This is a genomic window from Pseudomonas aphyarum, assembly GCF_028657055.1.
Classification (GTDB): Bacteria; Pseudomonadota; Gammaproteobacteria; order Pseudomonadales; family Pseudomonadaceae; genus Aquipseudomonas; species Aquipseudomonas aphyarum.
The window spans coordinates 316,389-334,590 of record NZ_JAMDGS010000005.1 but is presented as its reverse complement, the minus strand read 5'-3'; the positions used below and the strand labels follow the sequence as shown (position 1 = coordinate 334,590).

General features: G+C 60.9%; 19 protein-coding genes. 12 read left to right on the top strand and 7 right to left on the bottom strand.

Annotated features, from left to right (window positions below; all coding sequences use genetic code 11):
* Positions 1 to 39 precede the first annotated feature (39 nt).
* Positions 40 to 1,542: an aldehyde dehydrogenase family protein gene (locus M5G18_RS08365; RefSeq protein WP_273897492.1), complete on the top strand. Its 1,503-nt coding sequence runs from the start codon at positions 40 to 42 to the stop codon at positions 1,540 to 1,542.
* Positions 1,543 to 1,590: 48 nt separating this feature from the next.
* Here the strand turns inward: M5G18_RS08365 and M5G18_RS08360 are convergent, their stop codons facing one another.
* Entirely contained in the window at positions 1,591 to 2,250 is a 660-nt protein-coding gene (locus M5G18_RS08360) for a carbonic anhydrase (RefSeq protein WP_273897491.1), read from the bottom strand.
* A gap of 59 nt (positions 2,251 to 2,309) precedes the next feature.
* Positions 2,310 to 2,774: a cyanase gene (gene cynS / locus M5G18_RS08355; RefSeq protein ID WP_192558292.1), complete on the bottom strand. Its 465-nt coding sequence runs from the start codon at positions 2,772 to 2,774 to the stop codon at positions 2,310 to 2,312.
* 120 nt (positions 2,775 to 2,894) lie between these two features.
* On the opposite strand from cynS, the gene cynR reads away from it, so the two are divergent.
* Entirely contained in the window at positions 2,895 to 3,782 is an 888-nt protein-coding gene (cynR, locus tag M5G18_RS08350; RefSeq protein ID WP_273897490.1) for a transcriptional regulator CynR, read from the top strand.
* A 348-nt stretch (positions 3,783 to 4,130) separates the two neighbouring features.
* Here cynR and M5G18_RS08345 read toward each other — a convergent pair whose 3' ends face one another.
* Positions 4,131 to 4,460 carry a hypothetical protein gene (locus M5G18_RS08345; RefSeq protein ID WP_007950569.1) on the bottom strand — a complete coding sequence of 110 codons (330 nt, stop codon included), beginning with the start codon at positions 4,458 to 4,460 and terminating at the stop codon, positions 4,131 to 4,133.
* A 127-nt stretch (positions 4,461 to 4,587) separates the two neighbouring features.
* Between M5G18_RS08345 and M5G18_RS08340 the strand changes: the two genes are divergently transcribed.
* Positions 4,588 to 4,959 (top strand): hypothetical protein, encoded by a 372-nt coding sequence (locus tag M5G18_RS08340; protein ID WP_273897489.1) that lies wholly within the window; start codon positions 4,588 to 4,590, stop codon positions 4,957 to 4,959.
* A gap of 12 nt (positions 4,960 to 4,971) precedes the next feature.
* On the opposite strand, the gene M5G18_RS08335 is transcribed toward M5G18_RS08340, so the two are convergent.
* A complete protein-coding gene (locus tag M5G18_RS08335; protein WP_134333908.1) occupies positions 4,972 to 5,475 on the bottom strand; it encodes a GNAT family N-acetyltransferase in 504 nt (167 codons plus the stop codon).
* Between the two features lie 47 nt (positions 5,476 to 5,522).
* Complete coding sequence (locus M5G18_RS08330) at positions 5,523 to 7,466, bottom strand: DNA topoisomerase III (RefSeq protein WP_273897488.1); 1,944 nt, start codon at positions 7,464 to 7,466, stop codon at positions 5,523 to 5,525.
* Between the two features lie 278 nt (positions 7,467 to 7,744).
* Here M5G18_RS08330 and M5G18_RS08325 point away from each other — a divergent pair, with 278 nt between their 5' ends.
* Positions 7,745 to 9,151 (top strand): serralysin family metalloprotease, encoded by a 1,407-nt coding sequence (locus tag M5G18_RS08325; protein ID WP_127798494.1) that lies wholly within the window; start codon positions 7,745 to 7,747, stop codon positions 9,149 to 9,151.
* 281 nt (positions 9,152 to 9,432) lie between these two features.
* Positions 9,433 to 9,801 (top strand): DUF427 domain-containing protein, encoded by a 369-nt coding sequence (locus M5G18_RS08320; protein WP_273897487.1) that lies wholly within the window; start codon positions 9,433 to 9,435, stop codon positions 9,799 to 9,801.
* A gap of 48 nt (positions 9,802 to 9,849) precedes the next feature.
* On the opposite strand, the gene M5G18_RS08315 is transcribed toward M5G18_RS08320, so the two are convergent.
* Together M5G18_RS08315 and M5G18_RS08310 are read right to left on the bottom strand one after the other, a co-directional pair.
* A complete protein-coding gene (locus tag M5G18_RS08315; protein ID WP_273897486.1) occupies positions 9,850 to 11,472 on the bottom strand; it encodes an MFS transporter in 1,623 nt (540 codons plus the stop codon).
* A gap of 81 nt (positions 11,473 to 11,553) precedes the next feature.
* Positions 11,554 to 13,203, bottom strand: a complete 1,650-nt coding sequence (locus M5G18_RS08310; protein WP_273897485.1) for a GMC family oxidoreductase — start codon at positions 13,201 to 13,203, stop codon at positions 11,554 to 11,556.
* Positions 13,204 to 13,336: 133 nt separating this feature from the next.
* On the opposite strand from M5G18_RS08310, the gene M5G18_RS08305 reads away from it, so the two are divergent.
* The 7 genes from M5G18_RS08305 to M5G18_RS08275 all read left to right on the top strand — a co-directional run bounded on the left by M5G18_RS08305 (position 13,337) and on the right by M5G18_RS08275 (position 18,140).
* On the top strand, positions 13,337 to 14,224 hold the full coding sequence (locus tag M5G18_RS08305; RefSeq protein ID WP_273897484.1) for a LysR family transcriptional regulator: 888 nt from the start codon (positions 13,337 to 13,339) through the stop codon (positions 14,222 to 14,224).
* A gap of 99 nt (positions 14,225 to 14,323) precedes the next feature.
* On the top strand, positions 14,324 to 15,586 hold the full coding sequence (locus tag M5G18_RS08300) for an MFS transporter (protein ID WP_273897483.1): 1,263 nt from the start codon (positions 14,324 to 14,326) through the stop codon (positions 15,584 to 15,586).
* 91 nt (positions 15,587 to 15,677) lie between these two features.
* Positions 15,678 to 15,893 (top strand): DUF4287 domain-containing protein, encoded by a 216-nt coding sequence (locus M5G18_RS08295; protein WP_273897482.1) that lies wholly within the window; start codon positions 15,678 to 15,680, stop codon positions 15,891 to 15,893.
* Positions 15,894 to 15,906: 13 nt separating this feature from the next.
* On the top strand, positions 15,907 to 16,422 hold the full coding sequence (locus M5G18_RS08290) for a GNAT family N-acetyltransferase (protein ID WP_273897611.1): 516 nt from the start codon (positions 15,907 to 15,909) through the stop codon (positions 16,420 to 16,422).
* Positions 16,423 to 16,452: 30 nt separating this feature from the next.
* A complete protein-coding gene (locus M5G18_RS08285; RefSeq protein WP_007950555.1) occupies positions 16,453 to 16,755 on the top strand; it encodes an ArsR/SmtB family transcription factor in 303 nt (100 codons plus the stop codon).
* A gap of 63 nt (positions 16,756 to 16,818) precedes the next feature.
* Positions 16,819 to 17,814, top strand: a complete 996-nt coding sequence (locus tag M5G18_RS08280) for a zinc-dependent alcohol dehydrogenase family protein (RefSeq protein ID WP_273897481.1) — start codon at positions 16,819 to 16,821, stop codon at positions 17,812 to 17,814.
* Positions 17,811 to 18,140: an antibiotic biosynthesis monooxygenase family protein gene (locus M5G18_RS08275; protein ID WP_273897480.1), complete on the top strand. Its 330-nt coding sequence runs from the start codon at positions 17,811 to 17,813 to the stop codon at positions 18,138 to 18,140. Before M5G18_RS08280 ends, M5G18_RS08275 begins: the two co-directional genes overlap by 4 nt.
* The last annotated feature ends 62 nt before the right edge of the window (positions 18,141 to 18,202 follow it).

Genomic DNA, 18,202 nt, shown 5'->3' with positions numbered 1-18,202 from the left:
TACATTTTCCGGCCGCCCTCAATATGGTGAATCCGCTCCATGTCTCTCGCGCTCGAACGTCTCGTCGCTGGCACGCCTATCCCTTTCGCCGGTAACCGCGTCACCGTGGTCAGCCCCGAACTGGCCGAGCGTTTCCGACCCGGCGACCACCTGTTGGTGGAGCAGGTGAGCGGCGAGCTGTTGCTGATTCCGGTGGTGGATCAGCAGGCCGCGTCGGTGGCGATCGAGCGTGCAGCAGCGGCGTTTACCGCGTTGTCCGCTGTATCGGATGAGGCCATCAGCCGCTTCTTTGATTTGTTCGCGCAACGTCTGGAAAACCCGGACGCCTGGGCACTGATCGAAACCGCCAACCTCGCCGACATCGAACGGGCCAAGGCTCGCGGTCGTTCCACTACCCGGTTGCTCGCCGACGAGCGCATGCGCCGCGACATGATCGCCGGCCTGCGCGCCTGGCGTGATGCGCCGGCCACCCGCGGCAAAGTCATCAGCAGCGTCGAGCATGACGGCTGGAAAGTCGAGCAGGTGGTGTCACCGCTGGGCATCGTCGCGTTCGTGTTCGAAGGCCGGCCAAACGTCTTCGCCGACGCCGCTGGCGTATTGCGCACCGGCAACACCGCCGTGCTGCGCATTGGCAGCGATGCGCTGGGCACCGCGCAAGCCATCGTCACCCACGCCTTGAACCCGGCGCTGGCCGATGCCGGTCTGCCGGCGGGTGCGGTGTCGCTGGTGGAGAGCGTCAACCACGCCGCCGGTTGGGCAATGTTCGCCGACCGGCGTCTGTCGCTGGCGGTGGCCCGTGGTTCGGGCCGTGCGGTCAGCCAGTTGGGCAGCATCGCCCAGCAGGCCGGCACCGCCGTCAGCCTGCACGGCACCGGTGGCGCGTGGCTGATTGCTGATCGCGATGCCGACGCTAAACGCTTTGCCGCCGTGGTTCGCAACTCGCTGGACCGCAAGGTCTGCAACACGCTGAACGTCTGCCTGATCCAGCGCGACCGTGCTGCCGAACTGGTGCCGCTATTCCTCGATGCCTTGAAGCAGGCCGGTACCGCGCGCGGTCAGGGCTGCAAATTGCACATCGTCGAAGGCAGCGAAAGCTATCTGCCGAGCGACTGGCAGAACGCGACGGTCGAGGTCTATCGCGCCGAGGGTTACCAGACCGAAGCCCTGGCCGAACCGCTGCCGGAAGCTCAACTGGGCCGCGAGTGGGAATGGGAAGAAACCCCGGAAACCAGCCTGATGATCGTCGACGATCTGGATCAGGCCATCGCACTGTTCAACCGCTACAGCCCGCAGTTCACGGTGTCGCTGATCAGCGAAGACGCGGCGGTTCAGGAGCGTTTCTATAGCGCGGTCAACGCGCCGTTCGTGGGCAACGGGATTACCCGTTGGGTCGATGGCCAGTACGCGCTGAACAAGCCGGAACTGGGCCTTTCGAACTGGGAAAGCGGCCGGTTGTTTGCCCGCAGCGCGATCCTCTCTGGCGACGGTGTGTTCACCGTACGCAGCCGCATGACGCAAATCGATCTGGGCGTAAAACGCTGAACAGAACAACGCCGCGCCCGTCGCAATGACGGGCGCGGCGTTGTGTTTTCAAGCAGCATCGACTGCCTGACCGTACACCGCGCAAGTCGACGGTTGCTCGGCCAGCGAGACGAAGGTACGGCGGTCGGCACTCAGCGCGTCGATGGAACCGGTCTCGATGTCGTACACCCAGCCGTGCAGATTCAGCAGGCCTTTCTCCTGGGCCAGGCGCACGCTTGGGTGAGTCTGGATGTTCGCCAGTTGCGCGATCACGTTTTCCCGCACCATCGAACTCAGCTTGGCTGCGTCATTGACGTGTGGCCGCGATTCGTTGACCACTTTCGCCGACTCGGCATGTTGCAGCCAGCCGCTGACGGCGGGCAGGTGATCCATGCATTTGCACTGGGCGATGGCGGTCATCGCGCCGCAATCGGAGTGGCCGCAGATCACGATGTCGGTCACGCCGAGCACGGCCACCGCGTATTCCACCGTTGCCGAAACCCCGCCCGGATGCGGGCTGTAGGACGGCACGATATTGCCGGCGTTGCGGATCACGAACAGCTCGCCGGGTTCCTGCTGGGTCAGCAGTTCCGGGACGACGCGGCTATCGGAGCAAGTGATGAACAAGGTGCCCGGGGTTTGGGTAGTCGCCAGGTGTTTGAACAGTTCGGTGCGTTGTGGAAACGCTTCGCTCTGGAACTTCAGGAAGCCTTCGATCAGGTTTTTCATGGTGTGTCCTTCTTAGCTAGTGATCGGCGGCCCGCACGCGGGGTGCGGGCCCGGAGGGATCAGAACGGACGCAGCGGGAGGAACTTGCCGTCGAGGGTAACGACGGCGCGGGAACCGCCTTCAGGGTCTTCGACTTTTTTGATGTCGAGCTTGAAGTTGATCGCGCTGATGATGCCGTCGCCGAATTGTTCGTGAACCAGCGCCTTCAGGGTGGTGCCGTAGATCTGGATCATCTCGTGGAAGCGGTAGATGGTCGGGTCGGTCGGCACACCGTCGAGGCTGCCGCGCAGCGGGATGATTTGCAGGGCAGCGACGTCTTCGACGCTCAGCTCAAGCTTGTCGCCGACCACTTCGGCCGCGGCTTTCGGCAGTGGATGCTGGCCGAGGAGGGCAGCGGTGACGTAGGCCAGGCTCAGGCCGGTGCCGTCGGCCAGATCCTGCCACGACAGGTTTTTCTGAGCCTTGGCATCCAGGGCGCGAGTGGTCAGGGCGATGCGGCTGTCGTTGTAGGCTTGGGATTGCATGGTGCTTCTCCTTTCGGGGTTGGCTTGCTGTGTGGGATTCATCTTCTGCCGATTGATCCATAGCGTCCAAGACCGATATACAATGCAAAGCATAAGCACTGCCTATAGATGGAGCGTCCCATGCTGCTGCGACATTTGCGATACCTGCTGGCCGTGGCCGATCACGGCGGCTTCACCCGAGCGGCCGAGGCGCTGCACGTGTCGCAGCCGACTCTGTCGCAACAGATCCGCCAACTGGAAGAAAGCCTCGGTGTGGATCTGTTTGATCGCACCTCGCGCTCGGTCAAACCGACTGACGCCGGCCAGGCCTATATCGAATGCGCGCGACGGGTGCTGGTGGAGCTGGAGGCGGGCAAGCGCGCGTTGCATGACGTGAAGGATCTGTCCCGAGGCTCGCTGCGGCTGGCCATGACGCCGACGTTTATGGCGTACCTGGTCGGGCCGTTGGTGCGTGACTACGTGGCGCGGTATCCGGGGATTCACCTGGAGATTTTCGAGTTGTCGATGGATGACATCGAGGCCGGGCTGGCGGATGACTCGCTGGATATCGCGATTGCCTTCACGCCGGTGCGCAATCCGGACATTGAGTGCATTCCGGCGTTTGTCGAGACGCTGGGGGTGATGGTCGGGCGTGAGCATCCGTTGTATGACAGTGCTTCTGTGCTTACGCCGGATGACATTGCGCAGCTGGATTTCGCCTTGCTGGCGCCTGACTTCTTCACTCGCCTGTCGATCGACGAATACTTCCGCCAGCACGGCATCACGCCCAAGGTGCAGATCGAGGTTAATTCGGTGAGTACGCTGCTGGAGGTGATCCGGCATGCGCCGATTGCGACCATGTTGCCGGAGGCGATTGCGACGGAGGATCGGGCGTTGCGCCGGTTGCGTGTCGAGAGCGAGGCGCCGCAGCGGGGAGCGGCGTTGTTGCGGCGCCAGAACAACTATCACAGTGCGGCGGCGGTGGCGTTCATGAATCTCGCGCTAGGCCTGGGAAACCCCTCACCCTAACCCTCTCCCAAGGGAGAGGGGACTGACAGAGGTGAATGTTCGTGATTCATCGACCTGGAAAATTGAGTCGTACTCAGGGTTTGAAAGACGCCGATCTGCTTCCTTTCTTTCTCCCAAGGGAGAGGGGGCTGACCGAGGTGAATGTTCGAGCTTCAGCGACCTGGAATATTGAGTCGGACTGAGGCTTTGAAGCATCCCCGATCTGCTCCCTTTCCCCCCTCGCCCCCTTGGGGGAGAGGGTTGGGGTGAGGGGGTCGGATCTCAAATACACGAAATAACTAGCGCCAGACACAAAAAAGGGCCTGCTCCTTATCGGAAGCAGGCCCTTTTGTTTATTGAAGTCAGAACTCAGTAGAACCGATCAATCACCCGAACTTCGTTGTTGTTCTGCATCGAGTCCCACGCCTGTTTCAGCGTTTGCAGAACATTACCGATGAAGTCCTTGTCGGCCGCGGCTTTCTTGCCGACATAGCCGTGGCCGCGGCGGTACATCTTCAGGCGGGCCAGCAGGTTCTGGTTGTTCCGGTCGAACTCTTCTTCACCAGCATGGGGCGACAGGCAGTCGATATGGACCTGACCCGACTTGCTGATCCACAGAATATGGCTGTCGTGGCTGTCTTTTTGCGCAGCGAACATACGAGCCAGTTCTTCGATAGTAGGTTGATTGTTCAGATTCATGATATTGCCCCTTGACCAGTCTGGTGATCTTTCAAAGTTGATTCGCTAATACAGGTAGCCCATCGGTTAGTTGATCCCTGGCACCGAAACCAGGACGTCAGCGGTCGCCCGTGTGAAGTACGGGGTCATGCGTCTGTTGCATGTAGTCGTGTTGAATAACTGCTACGCAATAGCGTCACAACGAGGAGAAGCAGCGAAAACCGGGAGGCTCCTTGACGACGTTTTCAGGGTCGACCACAAGCGTCTTGAGAATTTTCGCCAGCGCTTCTCGTCCTTGTACTGGACGTTCAGGCCAGGTCAGCTTCTTCAATCTGCCTTGTGGGCAGCGTGTATCCGGAAAAAACAGCTCGGCGGTCAGACGAGCTTGCTCAAGCGTGTTACCAGTGCTCCCGATCGGGGAGACGTCTGCATCATGCAAAAGCAAAACGACTCCGTCAACGGTTTTGTAGTGATTATTTTTGCTCACTACATATTGTCGGACAAAGTCATTCTGGAATGAAAAAAGCGGCGTTCAGGCAGCGGGAGAAAGGCTGCGCAGGCAGTAGAACGTACAGGGATAGCCGTCCACGGTTTTAGTCTGGCGGGTAAAGTCGCCGCCGCTCAGCTCGGGGATGAGCCGGGTCCAGAACCGCTGTGCAGGCAGGTTGGCGTCGACATGGAAAATCTGCCATCGACCGGGCAGGTGGCTCAAGAGGGCAGAGGCGACAAACTGCGCGACGCCTTGGCCACGCCAGCGTCGGCTGACGAAGAAATAGCCGATGTTGTAGTCGGCGCCTTCGATGAGGAGGTGGTCATCCACGGTCACGAATCCCGCCAGTTCACCGTCAACGTGGATCAGGAATGGCCGCGTCGCCGGCTGACGCCAGTAATCGTCTTTCAACTGGATCGGGAAGAACCCATGCCCGCCGAGCTTCAGCGGCAGCCACTCGCTGAAATCATAGGTGTAGAACTGCATCAGGTTTTCGAGGGTGTCCAGTTCGTCGCGCCGGGCGACGCGCAGTTCGATGACAGACATGCCGCTGCCTCCTGACCATCACTGCAGAAACAGTAGCGTGCAGTGGGCTATTTGGCAGCCGGTTTTGCCGCACGCTTGCTGGTTCCGGTGGTTTTGCGCCGGGCGGTCTTGCGTTTGTTCTTCCACGGCGCAGCGCCCTTGCCGGCAGGCGGCGGGCCGCTGATGGTCAGGCTCAGTCCGGCGCAGCGGGTCACTTGTTTGCTCATCCACGCGGCCTGCTTGGTGACGAATTCTTCAAGACTCATCTCGCCACTCTGCACCATGTCCAGCGCCTGCTCCCAGATCGCCGTGGTACCGGGGTCGGCAATCGCTCGTGGCACGGCGTCGATCAGGCTGAAAGCGGCGGGCGTGGCGGACAGGGCCTTGCCGTTCTTCACCAGATAACCGCGATCCAGCAGCCCTTGAATGATCGAGGCGCGGGTGGCCTCGGTGCCGATGCCGGTGGTGTCCTTGAGTTTCTGCTTGAGCAGCGGATCTTCCACCAGTTTGGCGACGTTCTTCATCGCTTTGATCAGGTCGCCTTCGGTGTAGGGCTTGGGTGGCTGCGTCCACAGGTCCTTGAGCTTCACGTCCGCCACGGCGCACTCGGCGCCTTGGGTGAGCGTCGGCAAGGTTTGCGGGGCCGGCGCTTCACGGCCCTTGGCCGGGGCCAGCGCTTCGGGCAACGCGCGTTTCCAGCCCGGCTCGATGATCTGTTTGCCGACCGCGCGCAAGGCTTCACCGGCGCAATCGAAATCGGCCTGGGTGCGGTCGTATTCGTGATTGGGCAGGAACTGCGCCAGGTACCGTGCGCGAATCAGCGTGTAGACCGCGCGGTGCTTGCCGGTCAGGCGTTCGAGATTTTTCGCGGCAGCGGTCGGGATGATGCCGTGGTGGGCGCTGACCTTGGCGTCGTTCCAGGCGCGGGAGCGACGCTGTGGCTCCAGATGCTCACGCAACGCTTCGAGGCTCGGGTCGGCCTGACGCAGCGCCGCGAGAATCCCCGGCGCTTCGCTGTGCTGGCTCAGGGGCAGGTAGCCGCAATCGCTGCGCGGGTAGGTGATGACTTTGTAGGTTTCGTAGAGGGCCTGGGCGATGTCGAGGGTTTCCTGGGCGCCGAGGCCGAGCTTCTTCGAGCAGATTTCCTGCAAGGTGCCCAGATCGAAGGGCAGGGGCGCCACTTCGCGCATGCGTTCGGTGCGCAGCTTGACAACCCGGGCACTGGCAGCGCTGCTGATCGCCGCAGCCGCTTGCTGGGCGAGGGCCTGATTCAGGCAGCGATCCTGATCGTCACAGGCATCGTTCGGTGCACGCCACTGCGCCGTGAATGGTGTGCCGTTGTGCAGCAGTTGCACATCAATGGCCCAATACGCGACCGGCACGAAATCGGCGATGCTGCGGTCGCGATCCACCACCAGCCGCAACGTCGGCGTCTGCACCCGGCCCACCGGCAACACGCCTTGATAGCCGGATTGCCTGCCGAGCAGGGTGAACAGCCGACTCATGTTCATCCCGATCAGCCAGTCCGCCCGCGAGCGACCCAGTGCCGAGTGATACAGGCTGAAGGTTTCAGCCCCCGGTTTGAGCGCTGCCAACGCCTTGCGAATCGAAGCTTCGTCCAGCGCCGACAGCCACAAGCGGCGGATCGGCCCGCGATAGCGGCAATGCTCCACCAGCTCCCGGGCGATCATCTCGCCCTCACGGTCGGCGTCGGTGGCGATGATCAACTCGCTGGCCTCACCCAGCAGCCGTTTCACCGCCTTGTACTGGCTGGCAGTACGCGGCTTGACGGTCATTTTCCACTTATCGGGGATGATCGGCAGGTCCGCCAGCACCCAGCGCTTGTATTTGGCGTCGTAGGCGTCCGGCGGCGCGGTTTCCAGCAAGTGGCCGATGCACCAGGTCACCGTGACGTCCGTTCCCAGCCAGCAGCCGTCGCCCCGACGCTTGGCGCCGAGCACGGCCGCAATATCCTTGGCCTGGGAGGGTTTTTCACAGAGGTACAGCCGCATAACCACCGTCGTCGATCATTGCCCGAAGAGGCGCACAGGATGGCCTGAGTCGGGCGTTCGGGCAACTTTTATCTGTATGGATATACAGATAAAAGGATTGCCGGTCATGACAGCGCGCGTCGGGGCAATCCGGGACGCTATCGAGAAATTGATTAGCGCCCCCGTTGGCGGCTGTGGCAGGTTCAATCTGCCTAACAGGGCGAGTGACAGGACGATCTCGCCAGAAGATCGCCGCTTTTCTGTCTGACACTGACTCTTCAGAAACAAGGACGTACACCATGTCTCAACCTTCCTCTCAGGCCAGCAGCGCCTTCACCGCCGTCGACACCTTCAGCCACCTGTATGACCGTGGCACCGGGACCGTCAACGGCAAGCCGTCGTTCACCGCCGACCAGGCCGCCGACGAAATCCTGCGCAAGGGCATGTCGTGGCAGGACAAGAACGCCGACGGCAAGATTGATCTGACTTACACGTTCCTGACCGACAAACCGTCGAACTACAACCCCAAACTCGGCAACTTCAGCGAGTTCAGCGCCCAGCAAAAAGCCCAGGCCGTGCTGGCGATGCAATCGTGGTCGGACGTGGCCAACGTGACCTTCACCGAAGGCAAGGGCGGTGACGGCCACATGACCTTCGGCAACTACGACGTCAGCACCGGCGGCGCAGCGTTCGCCTACCTGCCGCAGGGCAGCAGCTACGACGGTCAGTCGTGGTACCTGATCAACGATCAGTACCAGGTCAACAAGACCCCGGACACCAACAACTACGGGCGTCAGACCCTGACCCACGAAATCGGCCACACCCTCGGCCTGTCGCACCCGGGCGCCTACAACGCCGGCAACGGCAACCCGACCTACGGTGACGCCAAGTACGCCGAAGACACCCGTGGCTACAGCCTGATGAGCTACTGGAGCGAAGCCAACACCGACCAGAACTTCAGTAAGGACGGCAGCGGCGCCTACGCCTCGGCACCGTTGATGGACGACATCGTCGCGGTGCAGAAACTCTACGGCGCCAACTTCGAAACCCGTGCCGACAACACCGTGTACGGCTTCAACTCCAACGCCGATCGCGACTTCTACAGCGCCACCTCGAACACCTCCAAAGTGGTGTTCTCGGTGTGGGACGGCGGCGGCAACGACACCTTGGATTTCTCCGGCTTCAGCCAGAACCAGAAGATCAACCTCAACGAAGGCTCGTTCTCCGATGTCGGCGGTCTGGTGGGCAACGTGTCCATCGCCCACGGCGTGACCGTGGAAAACGCCATTGGCGGTTCGGGCAATGACCTGCTGATCGGCAACGCAGCGGCCAACGACCTGATCGGCGGTGCCGGCAACGACATCATTTACGGCGGTGGCGGCGGTGATTCGCTGTGGGGCGGTGAAGGCGCGGACACCTTCGTGTTCGGCGCGGCCAGCGACTCGACCATGACCGCGCCGGACTGGATCATGGATTTCACCAGCGGCCTGGACAAGATCGACCTGTCGGGCATCGCCGGGTTCGCCACCGGCGCGGCCACGCTGAACTTCGTCAGCGGCTTCACCGGGCATGCCGGGGACGCGATCCTCACGTACTTCGAACAGACCAACCAGACCAGCCTGATGATCGACCTGACTGGCCAGGGTTCGGTGGACTTCGCCGTGGGTGTGGTGGGGCAGGCCGTGGCGACAGATATTGTCGCGTAATGGCGTGAATCGCCGGCCCTCACCCTAACCCTCTCCCAGAGGGAGAGGGGACCGATTGGGGGTTGCTGAAGAAATACATCGACCTGAGCAGGCTGTGCCGAATCCATAATCGACACGGTTTTTCAGGTCGATGTACCACGAAAGACGATGCGGTTGGCTCCCTCTCCCTTGGGAGAGGGCTGGGGTGAGGGGCTTTTAAGCCGTTCGGCTGCGAACCCGACGAGATTCCCGCGCATGGGTTATACCTGAACCGGTGCCTTCGCCGCAGTCAGGAGAAACCGATGAAAACTTCCGGTCCCAATCCCGTCATCACCATCGCCGAGCAGCCAGGCTGCCTGCTTGTGAAATTCCACGGCATACAGGTCGCCGCCTCGGCCCGAGCGCTGGTGCTGCTCGAAGCCAATTACCCGCCGGTCTACTACATCCCGCGCGAAGACATCGACGAAAAATACTTCGCCCGCACCGACCACACCACCTACTGTCCGTACAAGGGCGACGCCAACTATTTCAGCCTGCAAGTCCCGGGGCATGAAGGGGCGAACGCGGTGTGGACGTACGAACATCCAAAGATTTCGGTCAGCCAGATCAAGGACTACGTGGCTTTCTATCCCGATCAGGTGAAGTTTGAATTGCTGGATGCGGAGGTTTGACAGACAGGTTGTGGCGAGGGGGTGAACCCCCCGCCACAGGCTTCAGGATCAGTTCTTGTCCAGATCGATATTCTTCGTCTCACGCAGACAGATCATCCCCACCACCAGGCTCACCCCGGTAATCAGCACCGGGTACCACAGCCCGTAGAAAATATCCCCGGTGTACACCACCAGCGCAAACGAAACGGTCGGCAGGAAACCGCCGAACCAGCCGTTGCCGATGTGGTATGGCAGGGACATCGAGGTGTAGCGGATGCGGGTCGGGAACAGTTCGACCATCAGCGCCGCGAGCGGGCCGTAGCACATGGCGGAGATGATGATCAGGGCGACGATCAAGGCCACGATCATCGGTTTGTTGATCTGCTGCATATCGGCCTGCTGCGGGTAGCCGGCCAGGGTGATGGCGCCGCGAAGTGCTGCCTCGTCGAAGCCGTCGAGCTTCACATCGCCGACGCTCACTTGCACCGCGCTGCCCGCCGGGGCGGCGACGCTGGAGTAGGGCAGGCCTTGTTTGACCAGGAAGGTCTTGACCTTGTCGCAAGGGCTGTCGAATTTGGCCTTGCCCACCGGATCGAACTGGAAGGTGCAGGTGGCCGGGTCTGCCACCACGGTGATCGGTGCCTGTTGACTGGCATGGTCGATGGCCGGGTTGGCGTAGTGGGCCAGGGATTTGAAGATCGGGAAGTACAGCGCCGTGGCCAGCAACAGGCCGAGCATCAGCACCGGTTTGCGTCCGACCTTGTCCGACAGCCAGCCGAAAAAGATAAAGAACGGTGCCCCGATCACCACGCTGATGATCAACAGACTGTTGGCCACCGCCGGGTCCATTTTCAGGAACTGGGTGAGGAAGAACAGCACGTAGAACTGCGCGGCGTAAAAGGTCACCGCTTGCCCGGCGTTGATGCTGAACAGGGCGATCAGCACGACTTTGAGGTTTTCCCATTTGCCGAAAGATTCGCGGATCGGCGCCTTGCTGGTTTTGCCTTCCTCTTTCATTTTCAGATAGGCCGGCGACTCATGCAGACTCAGGCGAATCCAGGTGGAAATCCCCAGCAGCACGATCGACAGCAGGAACGGAATGCGCCAGCCCCAGACTTCGAACTGATCACCGGTGAAGTAGCGGCAACCGAGCACCACCAGCAGTGACAGCAGCAGACCGAGGGTCGCGGTGGATTGAATCCAGCTGGTGTGGAAACCGCGCTTGCCGATCGGCGCGTGTTCCGCCACGTAAGTCGCGGCGCCGCCGTATTCGCCGCCGAGGGCCAGGCCCTGAAGCATGCGCAGTATTACCAGAATGATCGGTGCCGCGATGCCGATGCTGGCGTAGGTTGGCAGCAGGCCCACGGCGAACGTCGCCACGCCCATCAGGATGATGGTCGCGAGGAAGGTGTATTTGCGCCCGATCATGTCCCCCAACCGACCGAACACCAGCGCCCCGAACGGCCGTACGATGAAGCCTGCGGCGAACGCCATCAGCGCAAAGATGAACGCGGTGGTGTCGTTGACCCCGGCGAAGAACTGCTTGCTGATGACCGCCGCCAGGGCGCCGTAGAGAAAGAAGTCATACCACTCGAACACCGTCCCCAGGGACGAGGCGAAGATGACCTTTCGGGTATCGGGGCTGGCGTCCGTGCTGCGCACGGCGTCCAGAGGCTGAACGTGTTCTGACATATCGGTATCCCTCACAGTGATTGTTTTTGTTGTTTCCACTGTCGGCGCCGACCTTGTGGGCGTGCGCCGCTGTTCCTTTGGTCAAGAGAGTGCGGTCAGTGCTTTTTCTTCGGCGGGAAAACTCCGGGCGGTTGGGTTGAGGATCAGCTGTGCCGCTTTTTCAGCAATCATCAGCGTAGGCGAACAGGTGTTGCCTGAGGTAATGCGCGGCATGATCGACGCATCGGCAATCCGCAGCCCCGGTACGCCATGCACGCGCAACTGAGCATCGACCACAGCGTCCGCGTCGTTGCCCATGCGACAGGTTCCGACCGGATGGAAAATCGTCGTGCCGATCTTCGCCGCCGCTTCGTGCAGTTGTTCTTCGGTCTGCAGGCTGGCGCCGGGCAGGTATTCCACCGGATTGAAGGCTTGCAGGGCCGGGGCGCTGACGATGCGCCGGGTCAGGCGAATCGCATCGGCGGCCACACGCAGGTCTTCGGGATGGCTGAGGTAGTTGGGTTGAATCAGCGGCGCTGTTTGCGGATCGGCGGAGCGGATCTCTATTCGGCCCCGGCTCTGCGGCCGCAAATCACACACCGATGCGGTGAACGCGGGGAAGCTATGCAACGGCTCGCCAAAGCGCTCCAGCGACAGCGGTTGCACGTGGTATTCGAGATTGGCCGAGGTCTGCTCAGGCCCCGAGCGGGCAAACGCGCCCAGCTGACTCGGCGCCATCGATAACGGCCCGCTGCGGTCGTACAGATAACGCAGGCCCATGCCCATCTTGCCCCACACACTGCCGGCGATCTGGTTGAGGGTGCGGGCGTTTTCCAGTTTGTAGATCAGCCGCAGTTGCAGGTGATCCTGCAGGTTGCCGCCGACGCCCGGCAGTTCATGCACCACGCCGATCCCGAGCTTTTCCAGCAGCGGGCGCGGGCCGATTCCAGAGCGTTGCAGAATGCTCGGCGAACCCACGGAGCCGGCGCACAACACGATCTCCTTGCGCGTCTTGAAGCTCTTTTGTTGGCCTTGCCAACGGGCGCTGACCTTCGAGGCGCGACCGTCTTCGAACAACACGCGATCCACTTCGACTTCGGTCAATACCGTGAGATTGGCCCGATCGCGAATCGGCTTCAGAAACGCTTTCGCCGCATTCCAGCGCACCCCGGCCTTCTGGTTCACCTGAAAGTAGCCGCAACCTTCGTTGTCGCCCTGGTTGAAGTCATCGATGCTGGCGATGCCGCTCTGTTCGGCAGCGCTGCGGAACGCATCGAGAATCGGCCACGACAGGCGCTGGCGTTCGACCCGCCACTCACCCTTGTCGCCATGAAAGTCCGCCGCGCCGGCGAAGTGGTTTTCGCTCTGCTTGAACAGCGGCAGTACGTCGTTCCAGGCCCAGCCCGGATTACCCTCGGCAGCCCAGCCGTCGTAGTCGTTGGCCTGGCCGCGCATGTAGATCATGCCGTTGATCGACGAACAGCCGCCCAGCACCTTGCCGCGCGGATAACTCAGTGCGCGGCCATTGAGGCCCGGTTGTTCTTCAGTCTTGAAGCACCAGTCGGTGCGCGGGTTGCCGATGCAGAACAGGTAACCCACGGGGATGTGAATCCACGGATAGTTGTCGCGCCCGCCGGCCTCCAGCAACAGCACGCGCTGCTGCGGATCCGCCGACAGCCGATTGGCCAGCAAACACCCGGCCGGCCCGGCGCCGACCACGATGTAATCGAATTCATCGAGGGAAGTCTGCATTCCCTGACCTCGCTTATTGTTTTTGTTGTCAGTCATCCTAGTTGTTAGCTTTCGTCAAAAGAATGTTAATTTTTGCGCAGCCGCTGTGCGTTTTCAAACAGCGCTTCCTGACGATAGCCGACAAGGACAAGCCATGTTCGACTGGAACGACCTGCGGTTCTTTCTCGAGTTGCAACGCAGCGGCCGCCTGCTCACCGCTGCCCGCCGCCTGAACACCACGCACGCCACCGTCGCCCGGCATATCGAGGCCATCGAAAAAAGCCTCGGCACCGCGCTGTTCGTCCAGCACGCCCAGGGCTATGAAATGACCCCAGCGGGGGAGGCGCTGCTCAAACATGCCGAAGCTATGGAAAACGTCGCGCTGCTGGCCCAAGAGGAAATCACTCAGTCAACGGCGCCCCTGGGCAAGATCCGCGTCGGCGTGACGGAAGGGCTGGGCATCATGTTTTTGGCCAGCCGCATGATCGGGTTGTTCGAGCGTTATCCGGGGCTGGAAGTGGAGCTGGTGGCGGTGCCGCGCTTCGTCAGCATCCTCAATCGCGAGGCGGAAATCAGCATTCACCTGGAACGGCCGGCGGCAGACATGCTGGTCACCCGCAAACTCACCGATTACCGGCTCGCGCTCTATGCCAGCCGTGCCTATCTCGACAATGCGCCGCCGCTGCGCAGTCGCGAGGATCTTGGACGGCATGCGTGGATCGGGTACGTCGATGATCTGCTGTTCAGTCAGGAGCTGATGTTTCTCAACAGCTTCTGCCGCAATCCTCGTGTTGTGTTTCACAGCACCAGCGTGATTGCCCAGCAGCAGGCGGCGCGCTCAGGTCTCGGCATCGCCGTTCTTCCTTGTTACATGGCCGCGTCGGATCCGGATCTGGTGGCGTTGTTGCCGGTTGAGAGCATCGAGCGCAGTTACTGGATCAGTACGCGGCGGGAGTTGCATAAGTCGGTGCGGTTGCGGGTGGTTTGGGATTACGTCGTGGGGTTGTGCGAAGGTGAGCGCGAGTTATTGATGGGCCAGTAACGGACGGCTGTTTCATGCAACTAAAACGCCCGGCAAAAGGTCATTCGATTTGCGGAGGTTGAGTCATCTCGCAGAACCTCGACAACGAAGACGTTACCCGTGGCCACTCACCTCGATCGCCGGAATAACCTGTCCCTCGACAGCCTGAACTTTTTCCTCGCCGACGTGCGTGACGGGCTCGGTCCTTATCTCGCGATTTATCTGCTGGCGGTTCACCACTGGGAGCCGGCGAGCATTGGTCTGGTCATGACGATTGCCGGGATCGCCGCGCTCATCACGCAGACCCCGGCAGGCGCGCTGGTCGACAGCACACGCTTCAAACGGGCGCTGATAGCGATTGCTGCGTTGGTTGTCACCGCAAGCTGCCTGTTGCTGCCGTTCGTGACGTCGTTCAGCCTGGTGGCGCTGACGCAAGCCATCAGTGCCGTCGCCGCTTCGATTTTCGCGCCGGCCATTTGCGCGATCACTCTCGGGATCACCGGGCCTCGTGCCTTCACGCGAAGAACCGGGCGCAACGAAACCTTCAACCACGCCGGCAACGCTTGTGCGGCTTTGTTGGCCGGTTTGTCCGCGTACCTGTTCGGCCCGGTCGCCGTGTTTTATCTGATGGCGGTCATGGCACTGGCCAGTGTGATTGCCGTTTCCTTTGTATCGGCAGACGCGATCGACCACGATCTCGCCCGAGGCCTGGAGCCCAGCGAAACGGGGCAGGGCAAGCAGCCTTCGGGGTTTTCCGTATTGCTCACCAACCGACCGCTGCTGATGTTCGCGATTTGCTGTGCGCTGTTTCATCTGGCGAACGCGGCGATGCTGCCGTTGGTGAGTCAGAAACTGGCGCAGGCCAATCTGCAGATGGCCACGCCACTCACGTCCGCCTGCATCGTCGCGGCGCAACTGGTGATGGTGCCGGTCGCGCTGCTGGTGGGCGCGAAGGCCGATGTGTGGGGGCGCAAGCCGTTACTGCTGGCGGGATTCCTGATCCTGCCACTGCGTGGCGTGTTGTATGTGCTGTCGAACGATCCGTGGTGGCTGGTTTCGGTGCAGTTGCTCGATGGCATCGGCGCGGGGATTTTCGGCGCGCTGTTTCCGGTCGTGGTGAAAGACCTCACGCTGGGCACCGGGCATTTCAATGTCAGCCTTGGGGCGATTTCGACGGTGTTTGGTTTGGGTGCGGCGTTGAGCAACAGCCTGGCGGGGATTGTGGTGCAGGAGGCGGGGTACAGCGCTGCGTTCCTGACCTTGGCGGGGGTGGCGATGGCGGCGCTGTTGCTGCTTTGGGTGGCGGTTCCGGAGACGGTGTCGCGGTCTGGTGTTGAACCCGCCGGGCTGCAAAAACGTGTGCCGCCGATGGTTGCGCCCTGACGTATCAGCCTGCTCGTACTGGACTGCATGAACGTCATGGCCTTCAATCTTTGGGGTCATGACATTCCATCGCAAACAGGGAGCTTGCAGCATGAGCGAAGACGCAAAAGTAAAAGGCCCGGCATCCTACTTTCCTTCAATCGAAAAGAAGTACGGCCAGCCCATCGACCACTGGCTGAATCTGCTGGCCACCGTCACCGACAAAAAACACATGGAGCTGGTCGCCTGGCTCAAGACTGAACACGGTATGGGCCATGGGCATGCGAACGCGCTGGTCGCTCATCATCTGGCAAACGGCAAGAAGTGAGGGCAGGGCAGCGATGAACTTGAAACACAGGCCAGTTCAAGCCGACGACGTCAAAACGATTTGCAGTTTTCCGCAGGGCGTTCAGGAGTTGTATTTCATGTTTCCGAAGGCGGAATTTCCGCTAACGGAAGCGCAAATGAGCGCTGCGATCAGTCAACGTTTCGACTCCACGGTGGTCGAGGCCAATGGTGAGATTGTCGGGTTCGCCAACTTCTATCGCGCCGAGCGCCAGGGTATTTGCTGCATCGGCAATGTGATCGTGGCACCGAGTGCCCGGGGCAAAGGCGTGGCCCGGTTTATTGTCGAGACCATGACTGAATTGGCCTTCGAGCGTTGGGACGCCAATGAGGTGCAGTTGTCCTGTTTCAACGAAAACACGACCGGGTTGCTGTTGTATCCGACGCTTGGGTTTGTGCCGTTCGATATCGAGGAGCGAGCTTCGCCGGGTGGTGGGCGGACCGCGTTGATTCATATGAAACGCAGCAGAAGACAGGCCGGACTGTTTTCCGTTGGTCAATCAGCGTATTGACATATCGAATAATCTCGATATTCTCGCGGCATGGACCTGATCGAAGTATTCAAAGCACTCTCAAACCCGGTACGGCTTGAAATCCTGAAAGGCTTGAAGGACCCCGTAAAGAACTTCCCCCCGCAGGATGAGGGCGATGTTCACACGGTGGGCGTGTGTGTGAGCAGTATTCAAGAGGGCATCGGACTCTCGCAGTCAACGGTGTCCGGTTATCTTGCAACGCTGCAGCGTGTGGGCCTGGTTGAAGTCAGGCGCATCGGTCAGTGGACCTACTACAAGCGCAATGAAGCCAACATCAGTGCTTTGGCCGAGGTCATAGGGAAAGAGCTGTAAAAAAATTTACCGCATGATATCGAGATATCTCGATATCCCTTATTGTCGATACGAGGATTCACCATGAAAGCGATGCTGCTTGAATCATTTGGCAACCCGGAATCGTTCGAACTCTGCGACGTATCAAAACCTGTTCCGGAAGCGGGGCAAGTGCTGGTCCGGGTACACGCTACCTCGATCAATCCATTGGATTATCAAGTCCGACGCGGCGACTATCCCGACCTGGTGCAACTGCCGGCCATCACCGGACATGACGTCTCCGGCGTAGTCGAAGCTGTCGGCCCGGGCGTGACGGCTTTCGCCCCCGGAGATGAAGTCTGGTACACGCCGCAAATCTTCGACGGCCCCGGCAGCTATGCCGAGTACCACGTGGCGTCCGCCAGCATCATCGGCAAAAAGCCGCGCTCGCTGAGCCATCTCGAAGCGGCCAGTCTGAGCCTGGTGGGCGGGACAGCGTGGGAAGCCCTGGTCGTGCGGGCAGCGCTCAGAGTGGGGGAGAGCATTCTGATCCACGGTGGCGCAGGAGGCGTCGGACACGTCGCCATCCAGCTAGCCAAAGCGATGGGCGCCAAAGTGTTCACCACCGCACGCGAAGCAAACGCCGGGTTCGTCCGCCGCATGGGCGCCGACGTGATCATCGACTACGAAAAGGACGACTACGTCGACGCCATCCTGCGAGAAACCAATGGCCTCGGAGTGGACGTGGTGTTCGATACCATCGGCGGCGACACCCTGACGCGCAGCCCCGACGCCCTCGCGCAACTTGGCCGCGTGGTCTCGATCGTCGACATCGCCAAACCACAAAACCTGGTTCAGGCCTGGGGCAAGAACGCGAGCTACCACTTCGTGTTCACCCGCCAGAACCGCGGCAAGCTCGATGAGTTGAGTGCCCTGGTGGAGCGCGGTCAACTGCGGCCACATGTTGGCGCGGTGTATTCACTTGCGGAGATTCCGCTGGCCCATGCTCGGTTGGAAAGTCCCAACAACGGTCTTCAGGGGAAAATTGCGATTGCGGTCGAGCCGTCACTTCTTTCGGGTTCTGTGGGGGATGCGTCATGATTTATGAGATCGCTTTGTTGCCTGTTCACGCAGAACGCATTGATGAGTTCAGACGTGCATTTGCCGAGGTCGCCCCTTTGCTCCGCCGCGCAACGGGGTATGGCGGGCACATGCTTGCGCAGGGGATTGAAAACCCGGAGCGGTTCAATCTGATCGTGCGATGGGAATCGCTTGAGGCTCACACGGATTTTGAGGCGGGGGAGGATCACAGGGTCTTTATGTTGGGGCTGGAGGGGTATTTTTCGGAGGAACCGCAGGTTTATCACATTGAGGGTGCGGATTTTACTGCTGGTGAAGGTTATGGGGCTTTCTGGCCCGGAAACTGAAACACGCTTTTGTGACGAGGGAGGGCCGGACTGGGTGACAGTCCGGCTTTTGTCCGGAGTTA